Below are 25,305 nucleotides of genomic sequence, written 5' to 3'. Positions count from 1 at the left end.
ATACCCTCGATTTGGTTTTTCATTCAACCCCATTGCGGGGCCGTTGAAATAACTATATCGCTGTAATATCAGGGCTTCCGTGAGTCATTGGTTTCGGCGTGTAACCGTTTGTACAATGACTCACGGTGAGAGATTACAGATAGCGGGCTTCGAGATGTGCGCGGAAATAGCGGCTGCTGAGCGGTTCACCGGTGGCCTGAGTAATCAGTTGTTCGGTGGTGAAACGGCTACCGTGCTGCCAGATATTCTGGCGTAACCAGTCAAACAGTGGGCTGAAGTCACCCTGCGCGATAGCCGATTCTAACTCCGGCAACGCACGATTCGCCGCACTAAACAACTGTGCTGCATACATGGCACCCAGGGTATAAGAAGGGAAGTAGCCAAAGCCGCCGTCGGTCCAGTGGATATCCTGCATACAACCGTTGCGATAATTGCCGATGGTGGACAGCCCCAGCCACGCCTGCATTTTTTCATTCCACAACGCCGGAATATCATCGACTTCAATGTCGCCGTTAATCAGCGCACGCTCAATTTCGTAGCGCAGGATCACGTGGGCGGGGTAGCTTACCTCATCGGCGTCAACGCGGATAAAGCCCGGCTTCACCTGCTGGTTCCACGCGATAAAGTTGCGTTCTTCAAAAGCAGGCTGATCGCCAAAATGCCGCTTCACTGCCGGAATTAACCGCGTCAGGAAGGCGGCACTGCGACCCAGCTGCATTTCAAAAAACAGGCTTTGGGATTCATGGATAGCGGTCGAACGCGCCAGTGCTATAGGTTGTCCTGACCAGTTGCGCGGCAGATTTTGCTCATAGCGCGCATGGCCGGTCTCATGGATCACACCAAACAGTGCGCTGAGCAGTTCGTTTTCATCATACCGCGTGGTGATGCGGACATCTTCCGGTACGCCGCCGCAGAACGGGTGGGCGCTAATGTCCAGCCGTCCGCCAGCAAAATCGAATCCCAGTTGCGCCATGGTTTCGAGACCTAATTCGCGCTGCACCTGGAGCGGGAAGGGACCGACCGGCGCGATAAGCGACTGTTGGGATTGCCTGGCGACGGCCTTGTTTAACAGATCCGGGAGCCAGCTTTTGAGATCGGCGAATAGCACGTCCAGGCGAGCGCTGGTCATGTCCGGTTCAAATACATCCAGCAGCGCATCGTACGGTGAACACCCTTTGGCCTCGGCACGCAGTCTGGCCTCTTCACGGCTGTACTTCACCACGTCTTTCAGGTTTTCAGCAAAACCTTCCCAGTCATTGGCCGGGCGCTGGCTGCGCCAGGCGTGTTCGCAGCGGCTGCCTGCCAGGGATTTGGCTTCGACCAGGGATTCCGGCAACAATGATGCCTGATGATGCAGGCGCGACATTTCTCGCAGATTAGCTTGCTCAACATCATTCAACTGTTCCTGTTTCGCACCGGCAATCCATGTGGCGACCTTAGGATCGGTTAACAGCTGATGCTCCAGGACGTTCAGTTCCGCCAGCGCTTCGCCACGGGCCTGGCTGCCGCCAGGAGGCATCATGGTAAACATGTCCCAACTGGCGATAGCCGAGAGATGGGAGAAGCGAGAGAGCCGCTGGAAGGTGCGGGTGAGCTGTTGGTAATTAGTACGGTTACTCATTATTTTCATTCTCGTTCTGTTGGACCAGACTTGAGAGTCTAACGTGATTTAACGCATTTACCCATTCATCATCGGAGATCGGTGATTAGGCATGCAAACGGTGGTGTAAACGTGACCCCACCAGCAGCGCGAGGATCAACATCAACGCAATAAACCCGCCGACGCCGTTCCAGCCGTAGCTATGCCAGAATACCCCGCCCAGCGTACCCGCAATGCTTGACCCCAGGTAATAACAGAACAGATACAAAGATGACGCCTGGCCTTTGGCGCGTTTAGCGCGTGGACCAATCCAGCTGCTGGCTACCGAATGCGCGGCGAAGAAACCGGCAGAAAAGAGCAGCATCCCGGCAAAAATGAGCCACAGCGAGGTGAACAGCGTCATCAATAAGCCTGCCAACATCACGCCAGTCGAGAACAACATTACCGGGCCCCGACCATAGCGGGTGGTCATCGTTCCTGCTTTTGGCGAACTCCAGGTGCCGGTGAGGTAGGCCACGGACAGCAGACCGACCACTGCCTGACTAAGCTCCCAGGGCGACAGCATCAGGCGGTAGCCGATGTAGTTAAACAGCGTCACAAACGAGCCCATCAATAAGAAACCGACCACGAACAGCAGCGGCAATCCCGGGTCACGCCAGTGTAAACGGAAGTTGATAAATAACGATTTAGGCCGCAATGACGTCGGCCTGAAGTGGCGAGATTCCGGTAAGATTTTCCAGAACATCAGCGCGGAGGCCAGGGCAAAACAGCCGATCGCCGCCAGCGCAATACGCCAGTTAAAAAAGTCGGTAAATACGCCGCTGATTAAACGACCACTCATGCCGCCAATCGAGTTACCGCTGATATACAGGCCCATCGAAAAGGCAACAAAGCTGGGGTGGATCTCCTCGCTGAGATAGGTCATGCCCACCGCGGCCACCCCGCTTAATGACAGGCCAATCAACGCGCGCATGATGAGAATACCGTGCCAGCTGGTCATCATTGTCGAAAGCAGGGTGCAGCAGGAGGCCAGCAGCAGTGCGGTGACCATCACCGGCTTGCGGCCAATGGCGTCGGAAAGCGGCCCGGTAAACAGTAGACCTATCGCCAGCATCGCAGTGGAGATGGACAGTGAAATACTGCTGTTGGCAGGGGATACGCCAAACTCATGTGACAGTACCGGCAGGATTGGCTGCACGCAATACAGCAGGGCAAATGTCGCTAACCCGGCGGAAAACAGCGCCAGCGTGACGCGCATAAAAGAGGAGGTGCCGCGTTTTATAAACGCATCCGGCGGGGAGATACTCTGTTCATCAACATCGCTTGTCGGTGCAGTATCGACAGTAGTTGTACGGCTCACTTGAAATCCATCTGTTATAAACAACCAGCCTTAAGAGTATGAAAATCACAATATTCTGTCTAATATATTAATAATCTCAAATAATATTTTAAAAATATGAATATTGAACTGCGTCACCTGCGCTACTTTGTGGCGGTTGCGGAAGAACTGCATTTTGGCCGCGCGGCAGCCCGGCTGAATATTTCCCAACCTCCGCTGAGCCAACAGATCCAAATTCTTGAGCAGCAGGTAGGTGCCCGACTGCTGGCGCGCACCAATCGCAGCGTGGCGCTGACCGCTGCAGGCCGGCAGTTTCTGGCCGACAGTCGGCAGATCCTCGGACTGGTGAATGAAGCCGCCGCAAGGGCCGAACGTCTGCATTTGGGGGAAGCGGGGGAGCTGCGTATTGGCTTTACCTCCTCTGCACCGTTTATCAAGGCGGTTTCAGATACGTTGTCCTTTTTCCGCCAGTGTTACCCCGCCGTACATATGCAAACCCGTGAAATGAATACCCGTGAGCAAATTGCTCCGCTGAGCGAAGGGACGCTGGATCTGGGGCTGATGCGCAATACGCAACTTCCGGATACGCTACACCGGGAGGTCATCCTGCACGAACCGCTGATGGCGATGATCCCACGTGTACATCCGTTGGCGCAAAAGCCGGTTGTTACGCTGGCGGAACTTGCCCGCGAGCCGTTTGTTTTTTTTGACCCACACGTGGGGACCGGATTGTATGACGATATTCTCGGTTTGATGCGTCGCTACGACCTGAAGCCGACTATCACGCAGGAGGTCGGGGAGGCGATGACCATTATTGGCCTGGTGGCGGCGGGGCTGGGGGTGTCAATTCTGCCCGCCTCCTTTAAACGGGTGCAGTTGTATGAAATGTGCTGGGTACCTATAGCAGAAGAAGATGCCGTTTCTGAAATGTGGCTGGTTTGGCCTAAACATCGCGAGCAAAGCCATGCTGCGCAACGCTTTCGCCAGCAGCTGTTAGCGGTGGTACAGCGTGCTTAAATTAGTTTAAAAACGGGCGAAAATGTGCAGTAAATCACACGGCTAAGTAAAAAGTTGACGGAAACCATTGAAGTGCTTCACCATAACCTACAGATTATTTCGGAGCGCGAAAATAAAGGGAGTAAGTGGTGGTTGCTGATAGTCAGCCTGGGCATATCGATCAAATTAAGCAGACCAACGCGGGCGCAGTTTATCGCCTGATTGATCAGCTCGGACCGGTATCGCGTATTGATCTCTCTCGCCTGGCGCAACTGGCGCCTGCCAGTATTACCAAAATTGTGCGCGAAATGCTCGAAGCGCATCTGGTGCAAGAGCTGGAAATAAAAGAAGCCGGGAGCCGTGGTCGTCCGGCCGTTGGCCTGGTTGTCGAAACGGAAGCCTGGCACTATTTATCTATTCGTATCAGCCGCGGTGAGATATTTCTCGCGCTACGCGATCTCAGCAGTAAACTGGTGGTTGAAGATTGCCTCGAAATGCCGCTGGTCTCCGAGATTCCGCTGCTCGATCGCGTTATCGCGCTGGTCGATCAGTTTTTCATCCGTCATCAGCAAAAGCTTGAGCGCTTAACCTCCATCGCCATCACCTTACCCGGAATTATCGATACCGAGAATGGTATTGTCCATCGCATGCCATTTTACGATGACGTGAAGGAGATGCCGCTGGGTGACGCGCTGGAGAAACATACCGGTGTGCCGGTGTACATTCAGCATGATATTAGCGCCTGGACCATGGCTGAGGCGCTTTTTGGTGCTTCGCGCGGTGCTCGCGATGTGATTCAGGTGGTGATTGACCACAACGTGGGCGCAGGCGTGATCACCGACGGCCATTTGCTGCATGCGGGTAGCAGCAGTCTGGTCGAGATTGGCCATACGCAGGTAGACCCATATGGTAAGCGTTGCTACTGCGGTAATCATGGATGTCTGGAAACGATCGCCAGCGTGGACAGCGTTCTCGAACTCGCGCAGGTGCGCCTGAAGCAGTCGATGAGCTCCTCGTTGCATGGGCAACCGTTGACGGTGGACTCGATATGTCTGGCCGCCATGCAGGGTGACTTACTGGCGAAAGATATCATCAACGGCGTTGGCATGCATGTGGGGCGCATCCTGGCCATCATGGTGAATTTGTTCAACCCGCAAAAGATTTTGATAGGCTCTCCACTCAGCAAGGCCGCAGATATTCTGTTTCCAACCATTGCTGACAGCATTCGTCAACAAGCGCTACCTGCCTACAGTCGACACATTGTTGTTGAGAGCACGCAGTTTACCAACCAGGGAACGATGGCGGGGGCCGCACTCGTGAAGGACGCGATGTATAACGGTTCTTTGTTGATTCGTCTATTACAGGGTTAACATTTTTTAACTGTTGTACAAAAAATTGCGCTATCTCAAGCTGATTCAGGTTCTCTTACCTTAGACTTTCTCCACTGTATTATTTTCCTGACTTATATTTTCAAAGCATAACGGTGGAGTTAGTGATGCTGAAGCGTTTCTTTATTACAGGTACAGACACTTCTGTTGGGAAGACAGTGGTTTCCCGCGCATTACTACAAGCGTTAGCGTCAGGGGGTAAACGCGTTGCGGGTTACAAACCCGTGGCCAAAGGCAGCAAAGAGACGCCGGAAGGCTTGCGTAACAAAGATGCGTTGGTGCTGCAAAGCGTTTCTTCCCTGGAACTGCCTTATGAGGCAGTCAATCCTATCGCACTGAGCGAAGACGAAAGCAGCGTTGCGCACAGTGGCCCGATCAACTACACCCTGTTGTCCAACGGACTCGCCAGCCTGAGCGAAAAAGTCGATCACGTGGTGGTAGAAGGTACTGGCGGCTGGCGCAGCCTGATGAACGATCTGCGTCCGTTGTCGGAGTGGGTGGTTCAGGAACAGCTACCCGTGCTGATGGTGGTGGGTATTCAGGAAGGTTGTATTAATCATGCAATCCTCACTGCGCAGGCGATTGCCAGCGACGGACTGCCGCTGATTGGTTGGGTGGCTAACCGCATTAACCCAGGTCTGGCGCATTATGCTGAAATCATCGATGTGCTCGGCAAAAAATTACCGGCACCGCTGATCGGTGAACTACCTTATCTGCCGCGCGCAGAGCAGCGTGAGTTGTCTCAGTATATTCGCCTGTCAATGCTCGGCAGCGTGCTGTCGGTAGATAGAGTCACGGCGTAACGTCCGCGACAGTACGGAAGCCACTACGCAGGCGATCAGCAGCCCGGGGAGCAGGCGATACTCCCCGGTCATTTCACAAACCATCAGCGTCGACATAATTGGCGCATGCGTTGTCGCCGCCAGCAGCGTCGCCATCCCGGTTAATCCCAGCAGAATCGCAATCTCATCCGTACCGGGAAGCCATAACCCCCATACGCGACCAAACAGCATACCTATCGACAGGCCGACAAACAGGGTCGGCGTGAATACGCCGCCCGGCGCGCCGGAGCCGCTGCTGGCAAGAACCGCCAGTAATTTGCAGATAAAAATCCCACTAATAACCGTCAGCAGCGGCGGAGAGAGTAAAAACGACTGCACCACGCTGTAACCATTTCCCCAGACGGTTGGCGTGAGTAATGACAGCGTGCCGACGATCAGTCCTCCCAGCGCCAGTTGCCAGGGGGGCGAGAGTTTCAGACGTAAAAAACCGTTGTGGCTGGTGGTCATCAACCACATAAAGAGGGGGCCACAGACGCCAGCCGCCACGCCCGTACTGATGATCATTAAATATTCCAGCGCGTGCAGGTCTCGCGACAGATGCACGGTATAGAGCAGCGCGTTGCTGTCACTGAGTAAATGGGTAGTGAGCAAGGCGACAACAGCGGACACGACAACTGGTCCCAGCGAAGCCAGAATTAACGTGCCAAACAGCACTTCGGCAATAAACAGGCTGCCCGCCAGTGGCGCATGGTACGCGCCGGCCATGCCTGCGGCGGCACCGCAGGCAATCCATAACTTCCATTCCGTGCGTGGGGTAAAGCGCTGTGCAAAACAGGAAGCAGCCAGCGCCGCCAGTAAGATCATGGCGCCTTCACGTCCGATAGCGCTCCCGCTGGCGACCACCAGCAATGACGCCAGCGACTTTACCAGACTGGCGCTAACATCAAACTGCCCGTCAGTTTGCAGCGCTTCCATATAATCCGTGGGTGCCTGCGGACGTTGCCGGTTAAACTTCTGCCAGCCCCACAGTAGTAATCCTGCCGCAAGCCCGCCGAGAGCAGGGGTTAGCATGCGTCGTAGCGGAGACAGGCTGGAAGCCGCATTGACCAGACTGCCGGTGTCGTTGCTCAGGAAAAACCATTCCAGGATCAACATGGCGTGGCGAAATCCAGCCACCGCCAGCGCCGCCAGGATGCCGATTAACGCGGCGAATAGCAGGCGGCGAAGCATAGCGCGCAGGTCGGGATACGCGTGCAAATGATGCATTAACGAAATAATGGCTTAACGGCGACAGGGATCAGTAGCTGCGACTGCCAGTGCGCCAGCGTCATGCGGGCCAGCTCGCCTAGGGCCTGGTAAAACGGATGATCGGCTTTCTCGATAAATACCTCGAGGAAACGGCCTGACCAGGGTAACAGATGCCAGGCCAATAGCTGCTCGCACACGTTGTGACGCCCGTTTTCGGCAAGCCAGGCGGCTAACAACAACAGAGAGCCAAAGTGATCTTCGGGTTCGTTTTGCTGCACGTCGAACTGGATACCGTTGTCGCGCATCCACTGACGCAATGCCAGCGTTGACTCACCAAACAAGACGTTTTCACGATCCAGCCACACCGAACCCCATGGCGGAGACGGCAGTGCGTAAGGGCCGATAAATAAACGCTGCCATGCCTCTGAGAGCGATTCGTCGGCTTGCGCCTGAAACTGGCTGACCAGTCCGGACAGGGCATCTTCAGGCAATGGCCACTGCGCCTGCCAGCCATCGGCCGTTAGTGCACCGACAAGCGGGGCCGCTTCAGCGCTGTCTGGTGCATAGTAAAACAGCGCGCCCAGCACGCGCGCTGCGGTGGAAAAGTTGTCACGTTGAGAAAAAGAGGTCATGCAAACAATCCTGAAAAGTGCGGGTTTCCCCGCACTCGTGAGTTAACCTGCAACAGCCATACCGACTGTCATATGCAGACCGTAAAACACTCCGCGGCCGATGATTTCACCAGCAAGCACGAAAATTAAACCAAGCGCCAGGCCTGTAGCATGCGGTTCTTTGCGTCGGATCAGTGGACAAATCCAGCAACCCAGACCGGCAGCCAGTAGGATGATGCGCCAGACCTGCAGACCGCCATAATCGGGCACCAGCGTCGTCGCCTGTTGTACTGAGCTGTGGATTTCACCGAGCGATATCCCCTGCAGGGTGATAACCCCAACGCAAACCAACAGGGCCAGAACGCTTACGTAGGCGAATCTGGCGGTGCTACAGGAAACACCCGCAGCACGCAGCAGCAGGGCGGCGAACAGTGGGCCACTCAGCAACACCGTCATGAAAAAGGCCACGGTGGTGTAACCATTGTACCAGGTTGGTACGGTATCTATCTGGTAAACCTGGGTCATTGCCCAGATAAATACGACCCCGAGGATCATGCTCACCAGCAGCCAGATTTTACCCAGGGCTGCGGGCATTTTACCGAGAAAAGCGACCAGCCACCAGATGCCACCGACGGCGAAAAACAGCGACCCACTGGCAATTTCATTACTCAGTGCCGATGCGCCGACTCTGTTCAGCGAGTTAAAGGCGCGCAGCGGCGAACCCAAATGCATTACCGAGGCGAGAAAGGCGATACCCATCACCAGCCACAGAAAAAACATGCTGCGCACGATACGTTGTTTTGCCACACCGTCTTTAGCGGTCAGCCAGCAATAACCACTTACGATCAGCGCGCCGACGACGCATTGCCCCAGTACCGTAAACAGCACCAGCGGCCATTCATGCCATCCATTGCCCATTTTACACCTCCCTTGGGTTTGCCAGATAACCGGTGGTATCTCCGGTTGGACGGCTATTGGCGTTAGGTTTAATCACAATATTCGGTTTGGTGAAGTGCGCGCCCGGTAGTGGGGCCACCGCCGCCAACGTACCGTGTTTTTTGCGCAGCTCATCAATCGGGCCAAAATCCAGTGCGCGTAACGGGCAGGACTCAACGCAGATGGGCTTTTTACCGTCGGCGACGCGGTCGTGGCAGCCATCGCATTTGGTCATATGTCCTTTAGCGGCATTGTACTGAGGGGCACCGTACGGGCAGGCCATATGGCAATAGCGACAGCCGATGCACACATCTTCATCAACGACGACAAAACCATCTTCACGTTTATGCATGGCACCGCTTGGGCACACCTTGGTGCACGCCGGATCTTCGCAGTGGTTGCAAGAGATAGAGAGATAATAAGCGAAGACATTTTGCTGCCAGACGCCGTTCTCTTCCTGCCAGTCGCCACCAGCGTATTCATAAATGCGACGAAAGCTTACGTCCGGGGTTAAATCTTTATAGTCTTTACAGGCCAGTTCGCAGGTTTTGCAACCGGTACAACGGGCGGAATCGATAAAAAATCCGTATTGAGTGGTCATGAGTTACACCTTACGCCTTTTCAACCTGAACGAGATTACTGTGGGATGGGTTCCCCTTCGCTAACGGAGAAGGACGGTGAGATGTCAGAATGTTGATGGAACCACCGTGGTCAATCTTGTCGCCAAACATATCGGCGTTGAGCCACGCGCCTTGTCCGATGGCCGTTACGCCAGGCAAAATGCGCGGTGTAACCTTCGCTGCGATCAGCATCTGACCATTATCGTTAAATACCCGAACCGTATCGCCGTGATGGATCCCACGCGTAGTGGCATCGATGGGGTTGATCCAGATTTCCTGCGGGCATGCCTGTTTTAAAACATCAATGTTGCCGTAGCTTGAGTGGGTTCTCGCTTTATAGTGGAAGCCGGTAAGCTGTAGCGGGTATGTTTTGCGTTTGGGATCGTCCCAGCCGTCGAAGCCAGGCGCATAAGCAGGCAGTGGATGAACGATTTCATCATCCTTCAGGTCCCACGTGTCGGCAATGGTTGCTAATCGCTCGGAGTAGATCTCAATTTTTCCTGAAGGCGTTTTCAACGGATTTGACGCAGGATTTTCGCGGAATGAACGGAAGGCGACATAATGTTCTTCCGGGCATTTTTTCTTGAAAATACCGGTAGTTTTCATCTCGTCGTAATCGGGCATTTCCGGGTTACGTTCTTTGGTTTTTGTATGCAGATATTTGACCCATTCATGCTGGGTGCGGCCTTCGGTGAATTTTTGATATACATCCGGGCCAAGACGTTTAGCGACTTCGCTAAGCGTCCAGTAGATAGGCTTGCGTTCAAATTTAGGCGAAGTGGCAGGTTGACCGAGAATGACGTAGCCCATGTTCCCGGCGGACTCATGCGAGATCAGATCTTCCTGTTCGGTTGGCATCAGATCCGGCAGCAGGATGTCGCAATATTTCGCTGAGGCCGTCATAAAGTGCTCAATGCCGACGATCATTTCACACTTGCTGTCGTCCTGTAAGACTTCATGAGTATGAGCGATATTGCCATGCTGATTAACGAGAGTGTTACTGGCGTAGCACCAGATAAACTTGATAGGAACGTCCAGTTTATCTTTACCGCGAACCCCGTCACGGGTGGCGGTCATGTCTGCTCCGTGATCAATGGCATCGGTCCAGGTAAAGACTGAGATCTGCGTTTTAACTGGATTCTCAAGCATCGAGAACCACTCCACGCCGAGATCCCAGGTTCCTTCACGCATGCCTGAGTTACCGCCGTTGACACCGACGTTCCCCGTCAATACTGAGAGCATAGCAATCGCGCGTGCGGTCTGCTCGCCGTTGGAGTGGCGCTGTGGCCCCCAGCCCTGGCAGATATAAGCCGGTTTAGCCTGTCCAATTTCACGTGCCAACTGGATGATTTTCTGTGCCGGGATACTGGTGATGCGCGATGCCCATTCCGGTGTTTTTGCAATGCCGTCTGGACCTTCGCCTAAAATATAGGCTTTGTAGTGCGCATTACGCGGTGCGCTGGTGGGTAGCGTGGTTTCGTCGTAGCCGACGCAATATTTATCAAGGAAAGGTTTATCAATCAGATCTTCTGTGATTAGCACCCAGGCAATTGCGGCGGCCAGCGCAGCGTCGGTTCCGGGGCGAATAGGAAGCCATTCATCTTCACGACCGGCGGCGGTATCATTATAACGAGGATCAATAACAATCATCCGGGCGTTAGAACGTTCGCGCGCTTGTTCGACATAATACGTCACACCGCCGCCGCTCATACGCGTTTCGGCAGGGTTATTACCGAACATTACGACCAGTTTTGTATTGGCGATGTCGTCAGGGCTGTTTCCGTCGTTAGCACCAAACATATAGCCCATGGCGGCGCTAATTTGCGCGGTACTGTAACTGCCATAACGGCTCAGGTAACCGCCGCAGGCGTTCATAAGACGGTAGGGGACGTTGGAGAATATTCCCACCATCCACGCCGGTACCATACAGTACGTGCACAGCTTCATTACCGTAGTCATGCAAAATACGCTTCAAATTCCCACCAATGGTGTCCAGCGCTTCATCCCAGGTGATACGCTCGAACTTGCCTTCTCCACGTTTGCCTACGCGTTTCATTGGATATTTAAGGCGATCCGGATGATTCATGCGTCGACGAATAGATCGCCCTCGCAGGCAGGCGCGAACCTGATGGTTACCGTAGATATCCTCTCCCGTCGTGTCGGACTCAACCCAGTAAACGGCATCATCTTTTACGTGCAGACGTAAAAGGCAACGGCTTCCACAGTTCACAGTACAGGAACTCCAGACGGCCTTTTCTTCAGCGGATTGTATTGATTCCTGTACCGCAGCAGCAGCGCTACGCACGCCAAAAGGCAATGAAAAACCGCCTGCGGCCAGCGCCAGCGTACCGATTGCCGAGGATTTAACTAACGTCCTGCGGCTAATACCTCCATATTGCTCCACTTCAGACATAACTCACTCCATTATAGTTATCGCTATATATTAATTTCTATATCGAAATTAATAGCATGCTAATGATGAAGTGAGTTTACCTCGTTATGAGTACGTCATATTAATGCATATCAAACAGGAGTGACCCTCCGCGAACGGAGGGCGAGATTTATTGCGGTTCGGCGGGGTGGCCGTCTTGAGAAGGTGTGCTATTGGCGGGGGCGTTACCGCTGCTGGTACGAGCGTAAAGGATCTTATGCGTGTCGTTGGCACAATGTCCCACAACCAGAGAATCTGGCTGATCGGCCTGGTCGTTAGGCACGATACTTAACGTGAAGCTGGATTCCGCAACCCCATTATTAATAATGCGTTGTTCAATATCGCTCTTAACGCGCTCGCATGATTCTGGCGCGGCCAGAACCTGTGGAGAGGCAGCTATCAATAAACTCGCGGCAATTCCTGTTATGTATTTCATCATCAACTCCTTTCATGACAGACATAATCTAAGATTAGCATTTCTGGTGTAAATAACTGTATTTGCTAATATGATTGAGAATTATCTCCTTATGCCGGTGAAAAATGTGAAGAAACAGACCCTGTTAGGTTTCCTGTGCGTTGTGTTAGTCGGGTGTGATAACGGCAAAGAACTGGCTTCCTTTACGCCGGAAATGGCCAGTTTCTCCAATGAATTCGATTTTGATCCCCTGCGTGGACCGGTGAAGGATTTCAGCCAGACGTTGCTGAATGATAAAGGTGAAGTGACCAAGCGCGTGAACGGCACTCTCTCGCAGGAAGGCTGTTTTGATACCCTGGAACTGCACGATGTTGAGAACAATAGCGGAATGGCATTAGTGCTGGATGCCAACTATTACCTGGATGCCGGGACGCTGGAAAAAAAGATCCGTTTACAGGGGAAATGCCAGCTGGCGGAATTACCTGCTGCCGGGGTAGTGTGGGACACCGACGATAATGGCTTCGTTGTTTCGGCAACGGGTAAAGAAATGAAGGTGCAGTACCGGTACGACGCAGAGGGTTACCCGTTGGGGAAAACCACCGTCAGTAAAGACAATACGTTACGAGTTAAAGCGAAACCTTCTACCGATCCGCTGAAAAAACTGGATTATACGGCAGAGAGCCTGTTGAACGATCGTTCGTTGGGGAACGTTACGCAAACGTGTGAATACGATAACCATGCGAACCCGCTCAACTGCCAGCTTGTCATTGTTGATGAAAGCGTGAAGCCGGCAGTTGAACACCATTACACGATTAAAAACACCATTGATTACTATTAACAGCCTTACTGCGCCGTAGGCTGTAGCAGGTTAGTTCCCGGGACTTTATGTTCCGCCAGATACTGATGCTGGAAGATACACATGCGGATGGTGTTGCGGTACTGTCCGTTAATAAAGAACTCATGAATCAGTTCGCCTTCTACCATAAAACCGAGTTTGCGGTAGATGTGAATGGCCTTTTCGTTTTCTTTATCGACGATCAGATACAGCTTATATAAGTTGAGTACGGTGAAGCCGTAATCCATTGCCAGCTTTGCCGCTCGCGTGGCAAGGCCTTTACCCTGGAAATCCGGCGAAATTATGATCTGAAATTCAGCCCGGCGGTGCACATGGTTGATCTCTACCAGTTCCACCAGACCGGCTTTTTCACCGTTGCATTCCACCACAAAGCGGCGTTCGCTTTGGTCATGAATATGCTTGTCATACAGATCTGACAGTTCAACGAACGCTTCGTACGGTTCTTCGAACCAGTAACGCATCACGCTGGCGTTGTTATCAAGCTGATGAACAAACCGTAAATCTTCACGCTCCAGCGGGCGTAGCTTAACACTGAGGGCGCTTGTCATATCGTATCCTTTCAAGTTCCTTTATTGAGCACAAAAATTATGGCGCGACGGTACGTCCGGTGCGGCGGTCAAGGCAGCGCAGGGTGTTTGGTTCCCAGTAGGCATTAATGTTGGCGCTCTGCTCGCACTTATCACGGCTGTCAAAAGCCGCGTCGGCTTTGTCCCACTCTTTCTCTGTGCGCGTATTAACTTTATGGCGCAAATTACGCGTATCGTTCCACTGTTCCTTTTCCATTGCAGCCTGTTGACGACTTTGGGCGCTGTCTCCGGACTCAATGACCAGCTTGCTGGTTTCAGCAAATGCGGAAGAGGTGTATACCACCGCCGCCAGCGTAAGCATGGCCGTCAGGCACAGGCGTTTGCTCAGTGTGTTGTTCATGGCGAATTCCTTTTATGAGAAAGGCAAAAAACGATAAAACAGGGTTAAATTCTACACCATTCCTGCTCCGGGTCATACCCGCCCGGCGGATATGGATAAACTGACCGCATTCTGTCGTATCATGCTTAAACCGAACATCACTGAATATTATCCATGCTTAAAACTACCTTGCTTTTTTTCGTTACGGCGCTGTGCGAAATCATCGGCTGCTTTTTGCCCTGGCTCTGGTTAAAGCGAGGCGCAACGGCCTGGTTGATTCTCCCAGCTGGAGTGTCACTGGCCTTATTTGTCTGGCTGCTGACGCTGCATCCTGCCGCGAGCGGTCGCGTGTACGCGGCGTATGGCGGTGTATATGTGGTGACGGCCCTGATGTGGCTGCGCATTGTTGATGGCGTAAAACTAAGCCTGTACGACTGGTCTGGGGCGTTGGTCGCGCTGTGCGGGATGCTAATTATCGTGGCTGGATGGGGGCGCGCATAGCGCCTTTTTTGTGATCGGCTAGCGTTTTTACGATCATTATACTTGTATGGTAGTAGCTCAGTTGGGTAAATTTCCTGCATCAGACAAAGAGATGTAAGGAATAAAGCATGAAGATTGTAGGGGCTGAAGTTTTTGTCACCTGTCCGGGGCGTAATTTCGTTACGCTGAAAATTACCACCGAGGACGGGATCACGGGCTTAGGGGACGCCACGCTAAACGGACGTGAGTTATCCGTTGCGTCCTATCTGAAAGATCATGTGTGTCCTCAGCTTATTGGTCGCGACGCACACCGCATCGAGGATATCTGGCAGTTCTTCTACAAAGGCGCGTACTGGCGTCGTGGCCCCGTCACTATGTCGGCGATTTCCGCCGTCGATATGGCGCTGTGGGATATCAAAGCGAAAGCCGCAAATATGCCGCTGTATCAGCTGCTGGGCGGCGCATCCCGCGAAGGAGTGATGGTTTACTGTCACACCACCGGTCGCACCATTGATGATGTGCTGGAAGACTATGCGCGTCATCAGGAGATGGGTTTTAAAGCGATTCGCGTCCAGTGCGGCGTACCGGGTATGAAAACGACTTACGGGATGTCGAAAGGCAAAGGCCTGGCCTATGAGCCTGCGACCAAAGGACAGTGGCCGGAAGAGCAGCTGTGGTCGACGGAAAAATACCTCGATTTCACCCCGCAGTTGTTTGACGCTGTCCGTAACAAATTCGGCTTCAACGAACACCTGCTCCATGACATGCACCATCGCCTGACGCCAATTGAAGCGGCGCGTTTTGGCAAAAGCATTGAAGAGTATCGTCTGTTCTGGATGGAAGATCCGACCCCAGCTGAAAACCAGGAGTGCTTCCGACTGATTCGCCAGCACACGGTAACACCGATTGCGGTAGGGGAAGTCTTTAACAGTATCTGGGATTGCAAACAGCTGATCGAAGAACAGCTGATCGACTATATCCGCACCACCATTACCCATGCGGGCGGTATCACCGGCATGCGCCGCATTGCTGATTTTGCGTCGCTGTACCAGGTGCGTACCGGCTCTCACGGACCTTCCGATCTTTCACCGGTCTGCATGGCTGCCGCGCTCCATTTTGACCTGTGGGTACCGAATTTTGGCGTACAGGAATATATGGGCTACTCCGAGCAGATGCTGGAAGTATTCCCGCATAACTGGACGTTCGATAACGGCTATATGCACCCTGGCGACAAACCGGGTCTGGGCATCGAGTTCGACGAAAAACTTGCGGCGAAATATCCGTACGATCCGGCTTATCTGCCCGTCGCACGCCTGGAAGATGGCACCTTGTGGAACTGGTAAGGAGTGGTTTGCTATGAAAAGTATTGTGATTGAAAAAGCGAATACGCTGGTTATTGAAGAGCGAGCAATTCCGACACCAGCTGCTGGTGAAGTTAGGGTAAAGGTAAAGCTGGCGGGAATTTGTGGCTCTGATAGCCATATTTATCGTGGGCATAATCCGTTCGCAAAATATCCACGGGTAATCGGCCACGAGTTTTTCGGCGTTATTGATGCGGTAGGTGAGGGTGTCGATAGCGCACGTTTGGGTGAGAGAGTGTCTGTTGATCCGGTGATCAGCTGCGGACACTGCTATCCCTGTTCAATAGGCAAACCTAACGTATGCACATCGTTGGTGGTACTTGGGGTTCATCGTGATGGCGGTTTTAGCGAGTTTGCCGTTGTACCGGCAAAAAATGCCTGGCTGATCCCGGATTCAGTGAAAGATGAGCATGCCGTTATGGTTGAGCCTTTCACTATTGCGGCGAACGTGACCGGGCAAGTCAAACCAACAGAAAACGACATCGCGCTGATTTACGGTGCAGGACCGATGGGACTGACGACCGTTCAGGCGCTTAAACGTGTCTATAACGTGAAAACGGTGGTTATTGCCGACAGGATCGAAGAACGTCTGGCCATGGCCAAACAGTGTGGCGCCGACTGGACCATTAATAATGGCCAGCAATCACTCCAGGATTTTCTGACTGAGAAAGGGTTAAAACCCACAATTATCGTGGATGCCGCTTGTCATCCATCCATATTACAGGAGGCTATTACGCTGGCATCACCGGCCGCGCGGATTGTTTTGATGGGATTCTCCAGCGATCCTTGCCAGATTGTGCAGCAGGGCATTACAGGGAAAGAGCTTTCAATTTATTCGTCGCGGTTAAATGCGAATAAATTCCCGGTAGTCATTGATTGGCTGGTTAAAGGACTTATCGATCCGAATAAACTTATTACACACACTTTTGACTATCACCACGTTACAGACGCAATCGAATTGTTTGAGAAAGATCAGCAGCACTGTTGCAAAGTTTTACTTACATTCGCTGAATAATATTAATTACTGCGAGTAAGTGGTACGCATCTTACCTCTTAGAGATAGCCAATATGAATCAAGAAAAACACGAAAGGTCAACGAAAGATCTGATGAGAGCCGCCATTTCAGGATGGTTAGGTACAGCTCTCGAATTTATGGACTTCCAGTTATATTCTCTGGGGGCCGCGCTGGTATTTCATGAGATATTTTTTCCGGAACAATCGGCCGCGATGGCGCTCATTTTAGCGATGGGTACATACGGTGCCGGTTATATTGCTCGTATTGTTGGGGCATTTATATTCGGTAAAATGGGTGACAGCATCGGACGTAAAAAGGTGCTGTTTATTACCATCACCATGATGGGGATCTGCACAACGCTAATTGGCGTACTGCCGACCTATGCACAAATTGGTATCTTTGCGCCAGTGTTGCTGGTGACGCTGCGTATCGTGCAGGGCTTGGGGGCCGGTGCTGAAATTTCTGGCGCGGGAACCATGCTTGCAGAGTACGCACCAAAAGGAAAGCGTGGCATTATTTCCTCCCTGGTGGCGATGGGAACAAACTGCGGTACGCTCAGCGCAACGGCTATCTGGGCGGTGATGTTCTTTGCGCTTGATCGTGAGGAGTTGTTAGCCTGGGGTTGGCGTATTCCATTCCTGGCAAGCGTGGTGGTGATGATTTTTGCCATCTGGTTGCGAATGAACCTCAAAGAAAGCCCGGTATTTGAGAAAGTAAATAACGGGGAAAATGCACCTGCATTAAATGACCCATCAGAGAATACGCTGGGGGCGATGTTTACCAGTAAATCTTTCTGGCTGGCAACCGGATTACGCTTTGGTCAGGCGGGTAATTCAGGTTTAATTCAGACATTCCTTGCCGGCTATCTGGTCCAGACGTTGTTATTTAATAAATCGATACCTACCGATGCGTTGATGATAAGTTCTGTCATTGGATTTATTACAATACCGCTTCTGGGGTGGTTATCAGATAAATATGGTCGCCGCTTGCCGTATATTATCCTGAATATATCAGCAATAATTCTGGCATACCCAATGCTGTCTATTGTGGTTGATAATTCGTATAGTCCGGGCGTTATCATGACCGCGCTGATTGTGATCCATAACTTTGCGGTGCTGGGATTGTTTGCCCTTGAAAACATCACCATGGCCGAAATGTTCGGCGCACGTAATCGATTTACGCGTATGGCGATTTCAAAAGAAGCAGGCGGGTTAGTCGCCGTCGGTTTTGGTCCTGTGTTAGCTGGTATTTTCTGCAACATGACCAATTCCTGGTGGCCTATTCTGGTGATGGTCATCATCTACTCACTGATCGGATTAGTTTCAGCTCTCCTGATGCCTGAAGTAAAAGATCGCGATTTGAGCGTTCTGGAAGATGCAGCAGAAGTGAGTCAAACCAAGAAGGTGCGTGCCGGGGTCACTCAGGCAAGTTAATGGGTTAAGCGGTATGGTCGAGATGAAACGGCAATGTCTCGATCATGCTGTCACATAACTTCAAATGATGTCATACCAATACTAAAAAGCTTAATGTATATCAAAACATACAACCATACAGGCGTTACTCTGAGACGGTCCTGATTTCATTGATAAGTAGGTCATACCATGCAAAACAAGCTCTTAGCTGCCAGGGCTGCACTTCCTGGCTACGATCGTACCAAACTGGTCACGCGCATTGTTCATCTGGGATTTGGTGCGTTTCACCGCGCGCATCAGGGTGTTTACGCTGATATCCTGGCCGCTGAACACAACAGTGACTGGGGTTACTGTGAAGTTAACCTGATTGGCGGCGAGCAGCAAATTGCCGATCTGAAACAACAGGATAATCTGTATACCGTCGCAGAAATGTCGGCAGATGCCTGGACGGCGAGAGTGGTTGGTGTAGTTAAAAACGCGCTGCATGCAGAGGTTGATGGTCTTGAGACCATTTTTGCGGCTCTGTGTGAACCGCAGGTGGCTATCGTTTCCCTCACCATTACCGAGAAAGGGTATTGCCACTCTCCGGCGACCGGGCAACTGATGCTGGAAAGTCCGATGATCGCTGCCGACCTGCAAAATCCACATCAGCCGAAATCTGCGCCGGGCGTCATCGTTGAAGCGCTTTCACGCCGCAAAGCAGCCGGCCTGGCCGCATTTACCGTGATGTCCTGCGACAACATGCCTGAAAACGGTCATGTCATGCGTAACGTGGTTACTGCTTACGCGCGCGCAGTGGACGCTGAGCTGGCAGAGTGGATCGAACGTCATGTGACATTCCCGTCGACCATGGTCGATCGTATTGTCCCTGCGGTAACGCCAGATACGTTGGATAAAATTGAACAGCTCACCGGCGTACGCGATCCGGCGGGCGTGGCATGTGAACCGTTCCGTCAATGGGTTATCGAAGACAACTTTGTTGCCGGTCGCCCGCAATGGGAAAAGGCAGGGGCTGAGCTGGTGGCCGATGTGATTCCGTTCGAGGAAATGAAACTGCGTATGCTTAACGGCAGTCACTCTTTCCTCGCGTATCTTGGCTATCTGGCAGGATATCAGCACATTAATGATTGTATGGTCGACGACAATTACCGTTGTGCAGCCCGCGCGCTAATGTTGCAGGAGCAGGCCCCAACGCTGAAAGTAAAAGGCGTTGATTTACAGCAGTATGCCGCTCGGTTAATTGAGCGTTACAGTAACCCGGCGCTGCGTCACCGTACCTGGCAGATTGCGATGGACGGCAGCCAAAAACTCCCGCAGCGTATGCTCGATTCGGTGCGCTGGCACATTGCGCACGGCAGCCGTTTCGATCTGCTCGCGCTGGGCGTGGCAGGCTGGATGCGTTACGTTGGTGGTGTGGATGAACAGGGCGAGGCGATTGAGATTAGCGATCCGCTGTTGCCGGTTATCCAGAACGCGGTGCAGAGCAGTAAAGAAGGTGAAGAGCGCGTTCAGGCTCTGCTGGAAATCGATGCTATTTTTGGTCGCGAACTGCCGCTGGTTGAGTTGTTCAGAACCAACGTCACCGAAGCATATCTTGCGTTGCTGGCGGAAGGGGCGAAGGCGACGGTGGCGAAGTATGCTGCGAAATTGAAGTAACGGAGTAAAACGATTATGTCGCCATCCGGCTAAGACTACAGCCAGATGGCGCGTTATTTGCTGACACTCACACCAATCAGTTCATACCCAGACGAATCAATTCGAGAGGGGCATACTTGCCTTCACAACCCTCGATTTCCACTGTTTTCCCGCGGCGAATTTGCTCTGCGGTCAGGCCATCGGAATCAATAGCCTTGATGCGGCCTGTGATGCCAGTGTCGCTGATCATGACACGGCTGCCGGTGGTGATTGCGTTACGGTTACGATCGTATGTTTTCATGGTGGTTTCTCCTCTCCAACTTACCGTCAAAGCCCGTGGGCTTTTGAGTCCCACGTAACGGGCGCAATATAAATACGCTTCTCGCTAAAGAATTTTTTTGTTTTAGATCAAAATCACAGCTTTTTTTGGACGGATCTGAAGGGGGGATAAAAGGACGCATAAACTCACCCCAAAACGAGGTGAGGGGGAGGGATTAATCTTCGCTAAACCAGTCGCTATTTTCCTGGCGAATCAACTGAACGGACTCACCGATTTCCTGCAGGTGCAGCATCATCGCGCGCTCTACGGCATCGCTGTCATGTTTCTCCAGCGCGGAAAAAATGTCGTGATGCTGACGAAGGAGCATTTCCGGTGGGGAGATGTGGTCGAGACTCATATAGCGAACGCGGTCGATGGTTGCCTTAATATTCTCAACGGTGTCCCATGCGAGCTGGCAATCGGCAATTAACGCCAGTTTCTGGTGAAACTCATCGTCCAGCTGGAAAAAATCGTTAATCTGTTTACGCTCAATGGCAATGCGCTGCTGATGCAAATTCTGTTCGAGCTGGTAACACTGGTTGTCAGTGATCATCGACGCGGCGCGACGGGCGACGGCGCATTCAATGGCCTGGCGAACAAAACAACCATTTTGCACCTGCGACAACGAAATCTTGTTCACATAGCTGCCACGCTGCGGGCGGATCTGAATCAGGCCGTTTTCCGCCAGTTTGATGAATGCTTCGCGTACCGGCTGGCGTGACACATTAAAGCGGACGGAAACCTCTTTCTCCGAAAGCGGCGTGCCGGGCGCAATCAGGCACTGCACGATGTCGCGACGAAGAATGCGGTAAATCTGCTGATTAACCGGCTGTGTAGGGTTGAGCTGCGTTTCTACGGTCATTCATTCTTACTTTTTAGAGAGTTAACCTGAATACTTTATCACTTATTCGGTGGTATCTGTACCCGGCCCGAGGCCGGGTACAAAAATTAACCCCGGTGAACGCTCAAACCTGCAAAGGACTGTGCAACAGGCATCATTTCGAGGGTGTTAATGTTGACGTGCGCAGGCAGCGAAGCCACCCACCACACGGCTTCAGTGACATCTTCCGGTGTCAGCGCGGTGGTGTTTTCGTAGGCTTTGACGGCTTTCTCATCGTCGCCTTTGAAACGCACGTTAGAGAACTCCGTGCCGCCAACCAGACCCGGTTCAATATCGGTCACGCGCACTGCGGTGCCGTGCAGGTCCGTACGTAAGTTCAGGCTAAACTGGCGAACAAATGCTTTCGTTGCGCCGTACACGTTACCCCCGGCATAGGGCCAGCTACCCGCGGTTGAACCGATATTGATAATATGGCCACGATTGCGCTCGACCATGCCCGGCAGGACGGCGCGGGTCATATAAATCAATCCTTTGTTGTTGGTGTCGATCATGGTTTCCCAGTCGTCAACGTTAGCCTTATGGGCTGGTTCAAGACCCAGCGCCAGACCGGCGTTGTTGACCAGAACATCAATGTTGCGCCATTGAGCAGGTAAGGCGGCCAGCATTTCTTCAATAGCGGCGCGATTACGTACGTCAAGTTGTGCGGTATACAGGTTATCGCCCAGCTCATCTTTCAGTTCCTGCAGGCGCTCCTGACGGCGTCCGGTGGCAATTACCTTATGCCCATTCTCAATAAAACGACGCGTAATGCACTCACCAAAACCTGCTGTTGCTCCGGTTACTAAAACGATCATCTCACTGTTCCTCAACGCTTTTTATGTGCTATTACCATACCACGTCAATTCTGTTCAGAGCTAATGCTGCGTAACGTGATTGCGGTCGATTCCCCGGAAGCCTAATCTAGTAAACAAATCGTTTTCAGGAGTGAAAGATGTTGTTAACGAATCCTTTTTTACGTCAAAGCACTTTGCCTTATCAGGCCCCGCAATTTGATCGCATAGAAGTGCATCATTATCGTCCTGCTTTTGATGAGGGCGTAAAGCAAAAGCGCGCGGAAATTGATGCCATTGTGCAAAACCCACAGGCTTCGGATTTTCCCAATACGCTGCTGGCGCTTGAGCAGAGCGGCGCGTTGTTGACGCGCGTGACCAGCGTTTTCTTTGCCATGGCGGCGGCGCATACCAATGATGAGTTACAGCGTCTTGATGAAGAATTCTCTGCTGAGCTGGCGGCGCTGGCGGATGATATTTATCTCAACGCTGCGCTTTTCGCGCGCGTTGAGTCCGTCTGGCAACAGCGTGCCTCGTTAGGGCTGGACGCAGAGTCATTACGTCTGCTGGAGGTTGTTCATCAGCGTTTTGTCCTGGCCGGTGCCCGACTACGTGAAACAGATAAAGCGCGCCTCAAAGCGCTGAACACCGAATCGGCCACCCTGACAAGCCAGTTCAATCAGCGTTTGTTGGCGGCGAATAAATCAGGTGCCCTGGTGGTTGATGATGTCCGCCAGCTGGACGGATTAGGCCCGGAAGCGATCGCCATGGCGGCGGCCGCCGCGAGAGAAAAAGGACTTGAGGGCCATTGGGTTATCCCGCTGTTGAATACCACGCAACAGCCTGCGCTCGCCATGTTACACGACAGGCAGACCCGAGAGAATTTGTTTACCCGTGCATGGGCGCGGGCTGAGCATAACGATGCCAACGATACTCGCGCCATCGTCCAGCGGCTGGTGGAAATCCGAACGCAGCAGGCGAAGTTACTCGGTTTTGCGCACTATGCGGCATGGAAAATTGCCGATCAAATGGCAAAAACGTCCGAGGCGGCGCTCGATTTTATGCGGGCTATTGCTCCGGCTGCGCGTCAGAGAGCCTGCGATGAGCTGGCTGAAATCCAGAAAGCCATAGACACAGAACAGGGGGATTTTAATGCGCAGGCCTGGGACTGGGCCTACTATGCCGAACAGGTTCGCCGTGAGAAATATGCCCTCGATGAGGCGCAGCTTAAACCCTACTTTGCTTTAGATACGGTGCTGAATGAAGGTGTATTCTGGACGGCAAATCAGCTCTATGGCATTAAGTTTATCGAACGTTTCGACATCCCTGTTTATCACCCGGATGTGCGGGTATGGGAAATTTTTGATCACGATGGCACGGGACTGGCGCTGTTCTACGGCGATTTCTTCGCCAGGGAATCAAAGAGCGGCGGCGCATGGATGGGGAATTTTGTTGAGCAATCGGTGCTTAACGAAACCAGACCGGTCATTTACAACGTCTGTAACTATCAGAAACCCGCCGAGGGCAAGCCAGCCTTGCTGCTGTGGGATGATGTTATCACGCTGTTTCACGAGTTTGGACACACCTTACACGGCCTGTTTGCCAGCCAACGCTATGCGACGCTCTCAGGAACCAATACCCCGCGAGATTTCGTCGAATTCCCCTCACAAATTAATGAACACTGGGCGAGCCATCCGCAGGTCTTTGCCCGCTATGCGCGCCATGTAGAAACTGGTGAAAAAATGCCTCAGGAGTTGCAGGATAAAATGCAGCGGGCCAGCTTGTTTAACAAAGGCTACGATATGACCGAGTTGCTCAGCGCCGCATTACTGGATATGCACTGGCACAGTCTGCAAAACACTGATTCTGCTCTGTCAGTAGAGGAATTTGAACTGCAGGCGCTGACAGCGGAAGGCCTTAATATTCGGGCTGTACCGCCACGCTATCGCAGCAGTTATTTTGCTCATATTTTCGGTGGCGGCTACGCGGCAGGTTATTACGCTTATTTGTGGACGCAAATGCTGGCCGACGACGGCTACCAGTGGTTTGTCGAAAACGGCGGTTTAACACGAGAAAATGGCCAATATTTCCGTGAGGCAATTCTTTCTCGTGGTAATAGCTCTGATTTGCACGGATTATATCCGGCATGGCGGGGGCGAGAGCCCGGAATTAATGCGATGCTGCGCAACCGGGGATTAGAACAGTAATCGAGAGAGTACGGTCAGGTGGTTCTCTGACCGTACTCACCCTAATCCAGAATCCGCATATTAATTACTATTAATAAATTTACATAACTTTTCTTTATTGCCGTTAAACTATTGTATATCAACAATACTCACACAGGGAAGGAAGCCGTGATGATGAGGAAAACGGCAGAAATAGATTCAATCTTGCTTGATCTGAATCACTCAATTGATGCTCACTATAAATGGTTAGTAAAAATGTTTCGCTGCATGGTGTCATCTGATGTCACTCAGGTGGATATTTCGGGCCAAAATTCGCACCATGCCTGTCAATTCGGACAGTGGCTTAACTCGCGTCTGGCACAGGATGACGAAGATGATAGTTATGTGAGTAAGATAAATGCAGCACATGAACAAATGCATTTATTAGGTAAAGAGTTGCTATTGGCAATAGTGGAAGAACGTAGCCAGTCATGGCATTTCGACAGATTCCAGGATGCGCTACTGGCTTTTACGTCTGCTGTAATGGACTATAAAATTTATTTACTTAATATTCGCAGTAATATTGATGTGTTAACTGGGTTACCCGGTAGAAGAATGCTTGATGAGTCTTTTGACCAGCAATTACTCGATACCAAATCTCTTAATATGTATTTATTAATATTGGATATTGACCGTTTTAAATATGTCAACGATAACTACGGTCATCTGGTGGGTGACGTCGTGCTACGTACTTTGGCATCGAATTTATTGTCGTGGACGCGATATGATGAGGTTGCGTATCGTTACGGTGGTGAAGAGTTTATTATTCTGATTAAAACAAAGACAGATGAGCAGGCCTGCCAGGCGGGCTTGCGTCTGTGTCATCTCATTGGGCAAAAAAAAATTCCGTACCCGGAGGGGGAGATCAGCATCACGGTAACGGCAGGCATTACCAGAGTTCATCAGGGAGAAACGCTGGATACGGCGCTCGGGCGTGCTGACAGAGCCATGTATGAAGGGAAACAGACTGGCAGGAATCGCTGTATGTTTATGGATGAACACGAACAAGTCACGCTGGTAAGCACCAACGATCGGATAACGACGCGTGTCTGAACGTGA

23 protein-coding genes and 1 pseudogene are annotated in these 25,305 nt (G+C 52.1%); 11 read left to right on the top strand and 13 right to left on the bottom strand.

All coding sequences use genetic code 11. From position 1 onward, the window contains the following. Window positions 1–133: 133 nt before the first annotated feature. Both JQ822_RS07200 and JQ822_RS07195 read right to left on the bottom strand, forming a co-directional pair. Entirely contained in the window at window positions 134–1,621 is a 1,488-nt protein-coding gene (locus JQ822_RS07200; protein ID WP_213132869.1) for a carboxypeptidase M32, read from the bottom strand. Window positions 1,622–1,706: 85 nt separating this feature from the next. Further along, entirely contained in the window at window positions 1,707–2,960 is a 1,254-nt protein-coding gene (locus JQ822_RS07195) for an MFS transporter (RefSeq protein ID WP_213132868.1), read from the bottom strand. 96 nt (window positions 2,961–3,056) lie between these two features. Here JQ822_RS07195 and JQ822_RS07190 point away from each other — a divergent pair, with 96 nt between their 5' ends. The 3 genes from JQ822_RS07190 (at window position 3,057) to bioD (ending at window position 6,126) form a co-directional block, all read left to right on the top strand. Continuing rightward, a complete protein-coding gene (locus JQ822_RS07190; RefSeq protein ID WP_213132867.1) occupies window positions 3,057–3,956 on the top strand; it encodes a LysR family transcriptional regulator in 900 nt (299 codons plus the stop codon). A 128-nt stretch (window positions 3,957–4,084) separates the two neighbouring features. Then, window positions 4,085–5,305 carry a sugar metabolism global transcriptional regulator Mlc gene (mlc, locus tag JQ822_RS07185; RefSeq protein ID WP_213132866.1) on the top strand — a complete coding sequence of 407 codons (1,221 nt, stop codon included), beginning with the start codon at window positions 4,085–4,087 and terminating at the stop codon, window positions 5,303–5,305. A gap of 125 nt (window positions 5,306–5,430) precedes the next feature. Continuing rightward, window positions 5,431–6,126 (top strand): dethiobiotin synthase, encoded by a 696-nt coding sequence (bioD, locus tag JQ822_RS07180; RefSeq protein ID WP_213132865.1) that lies wholly within the window; start codon window positions 5,431–5,433, stop codon window positions 6,124–6,126. Here bioD and clcB read toward each other — a convergent pair. The 6 genes and pseudogenes from clcB to JQ822_RS07150 all read right to left on the bottom strand — a co-directional run bounded on the left by clcB (window position 6,082) and on the right by JQ822_RS07150 (window position 12,390). Next, window positions 6,082–7,371, bottom strand: a complete 1,290-nt coding sequence (clcB, locus tag JQ822_RS07175; RefSeq protein WP_213132864.1) for a voltage-gated ClC-type chloride channel ClcB — start codon at window positions 7,369–7,371, stop codon at window positions 6,082–6,084. The two genes, bioD and clcB, sit on opposite strands and share 45 nt — an antisense overlap. After that, on the bottom strand, window positions 7,371–7,985 hold the full coding sequence (gene dmsD, locus JQ822_RS07170) for a Tat proofreading chaperone DmsD (RefSeq protein WP_213132863.1): 615 nt from the start codon (window positions 7,983–7,985) through the stop codon (window positions 7,371–7,373). The genes clcB and dmsD overlap by 1 nt, the downstream gene beginning before the upstream one ends. A 42-nt stretch (window positions 7,986–8,027) precedes the next feature. Beyond that, entirely contained in the window at window positions 8,028–8,882 is an 855-nt protein-coding gene (locus JQ822_RS07165) for a dimethyl sulfoxide reductase anchor subunit family protein (RefSeq protein ID WP_213132862.1), read from the bottom strand. Between the two features lies 1 nt (window position 8,883). Beyond that, window positions 8,884–9,501: a DMSO/selenate family reductase complex B subunit gene (locus JQ822_RS07160; protein WP_213132861.1), complete on the bottom strand. Its 618-nt coding sequence runs from the start codon at window positions 9,499–9,501 to the stop codon at window positions 8,884–8,886. Window positions 9,502–9,511: 10 nt separating this feature from the next. Beyond that, window positions 9,512–11,750: pseudogene (locus JQ822_RS07155) on the bottom strand (DMSO/selenate family reductase complex A subunit). A gap of 331 nt (window positions 11,751–12,081) precedes the next feature. Next, window positions 12,082–12,390: a DUF1161 domain-containing protein gene (locus JQ822_RS07150; protein WP_213132860.1), complete on the bottom strand. Its 309-nt coding sequence runs from the start codon at window positions 12,388–12,390 to the stop codon at window positions 12,082–12,084. A gap of 103 nt (window positions 12,391–12,493) precedes the next feature. On the opposite strand from JQ822_RS07150, the gene JQ822_RS07145 reads away from it, so the two are divergent. Beyond that, entirely contained in the window at window positions 12,494–13,204 is a 711-nt protein-coding gene (locus JQ822_RS07145) for a YnfC family lipoprotein (RefSeq protein WP_342344230.1), read from the top strand. 5 nt (window positions 13,205–13,209) lie between these two features. On the opposite strand, the gene speG is transcribed toward JQ822_RS07145, so the two are convergent. After that, entirely contained in the window at window positions 13,210–13,770 is a 561-nt protein-coding gene (gene speG / locus JQ822_RS07140) for a spermidine N1-acetyltransferase (RefSeq protein WP_213132858.1), read from the bottom strand. A gap of 37 nt (window positions 13,771–13,807) precedes the next feature. Further along, complete coding sequence (locus JQ822_RS07135; RefSeq protein ID WP_213132857.1) at window positions 13,808–14,149, bottom strand: DUF1283 family protein; 342 nt, start codon at window positions 14,147–14,149, stop codon at window positions 13,808–13,810. 153 nt (window positions 14,150–14,302) lie between these two features. On the opposite strand from JQ822_RS07135, the gene JQ822_RS07130 reads away from it, so the two are divergent. The 5 genes from JQ822_RS07130 (at window position 14,303) to JQ822_RS07110 (ending at window position 20,052) form a co-directional block, all read left to right on the top strand. Further along, a complete protein-coding gene (locus JQ822_RS07130; RefSeq protein WP_213132856.1) occupies window positions 14,303–14,629 on the top strand; it encodes a YnfA family protein in 327 nt (108 codons plus the stop codon). Window positions 14,630–14,736: 107 nt separating this feature from the next. Next, window positions 14,737–15,951: a starvation-sensing protein RspA gene (gene rspA / locus JQ822_RS07125; protein WP_213132855.1), complete on the top strand. Its 1,215-nt coding sequence runs from the start codon at window positions 14,737–14,739 to the stop codon at window positions 15,949–15,951. A gap of 13 nt (window positions 15,952–15,964) precedes the next feature. Beyond that, window positions 15,965–16,984, top strand: a complete 1,020-nt coding sequence (locus JQ822_RS07120; RefSeq protein WP_213132854.1) for a Zn-dependent oxidoreductase — start codon at window positions 15,965–15,967, stop codon at window positions 16,982–16,984. A 53-nt stretch (window positions 16,985–17,037) separates the two neighbouring features. After that, on the top strand, window positions 17,038–18,417 hold the full coding sequence (locus JQ822_RS07115; protein WP_213132853.1) for an MFS transporter: 1,380 nt from the start codon (window positions 17,038–17,040) through the stop codon (window positions 18,415–18,417). Window positions 18,418–18,585: 168 nt separating this feature from the next. Then, window positions 18,586–20,052, top strand: a complete 1,467-nt coding sequence (locus JQ822_RS07110; RefSeq protein ID WP_213132852.1) for a mannitol dehydrogenase family protein — start codon at window positions 18,586–18,588, stop codon at window positions 20,050–20,052. 76 nt (window positions 20,053–20,128) lie between these two features. On the opposite strand, the gene ydfZ is transcribed toward JQ822_RS07110, so the two are convergent. From ydfZ to ydfG, 3 genes are all read right to left on the bottom strand, one after another. Next, on the bottom strand, window positions 20,129–20,332 hold the full coding sequence (gene ydfZ / locus JQ822_RS07105; RefSeq protein ID WP_096757090.1) for a putative selenium delivery protein YdfZ: 204 nt from the start codon (window positions 20,330–20,332) through the stop codon (window positions 20,129–20,131). Between the two features lie 193 nt (window positions 20,333–20,525). After that, on the bottom strand, window positions 20,526–21,212 hold the full coding sequence (locus JQ822_RS07100) for a GntR family transcriptional regulator (RefSeq protein WP_213132851.1): 687 nt from the start codon (window positions 21,210–21,212) through the stop codon (window positions 20,526–20,528). 86 nt (window positions 21,213–21,298) lie between these two features. Further along, a complete protein-coding gene (ydfG, locus tag JQ822_RS07095) occupies window positions 21,299–22,045 on the bottom strand; it encodes a bifunctional NADP-dependent 3-hydroxy acid dehydrogenase/3-hydroxypropionate dehydrogenase YdfG (protein WP_135321784.1) in 747 nt (248 codons plus the stop codon). Window positions 22,046–22,182: 137 nt separating this feature from the next. Here ydfG and dcp point away from each other — a divergent pair, with 137 nt between their 5' ends. Further along, a complete protein-coding gene (gene dcp / locus JQ822_RS07090) occupies window positions 22,183–24,228 on the top strand; it encodes a peptidyl-dipeptidase Dcp (RefSeq protein WP_213132850.1) in 2,046 nt (681 codons plus the stop codon). A 150-nt stretch (window positions 24,229–24,378) separates the two neighbouring features. Continuing rightward, a complete protein-coding gene (locus JQ822_RS07085; RefSeq protein ID WP_213132849.1) occupies window positions 24,379–25,299 on the top strand; it encodes a diguanylate cyclase in 921 nt (306 codons plus the stop codon). Window positions 25,300–25,305: the final 6 nt, after the last annotated feature.

Source organism: Citrobacter sp. FP75, assembly GCF_018342065.1.
Lineage (GTDB): Bacteria > Pseudomonadota > Gammaproteobacteria > Enterobacterales > Enterobacteriaceae > Citrobacter.
Note: the sequence above shows the minus strand (reverse complement) of the source record. Positions and strands in the feature narration are given on the sequence as shown.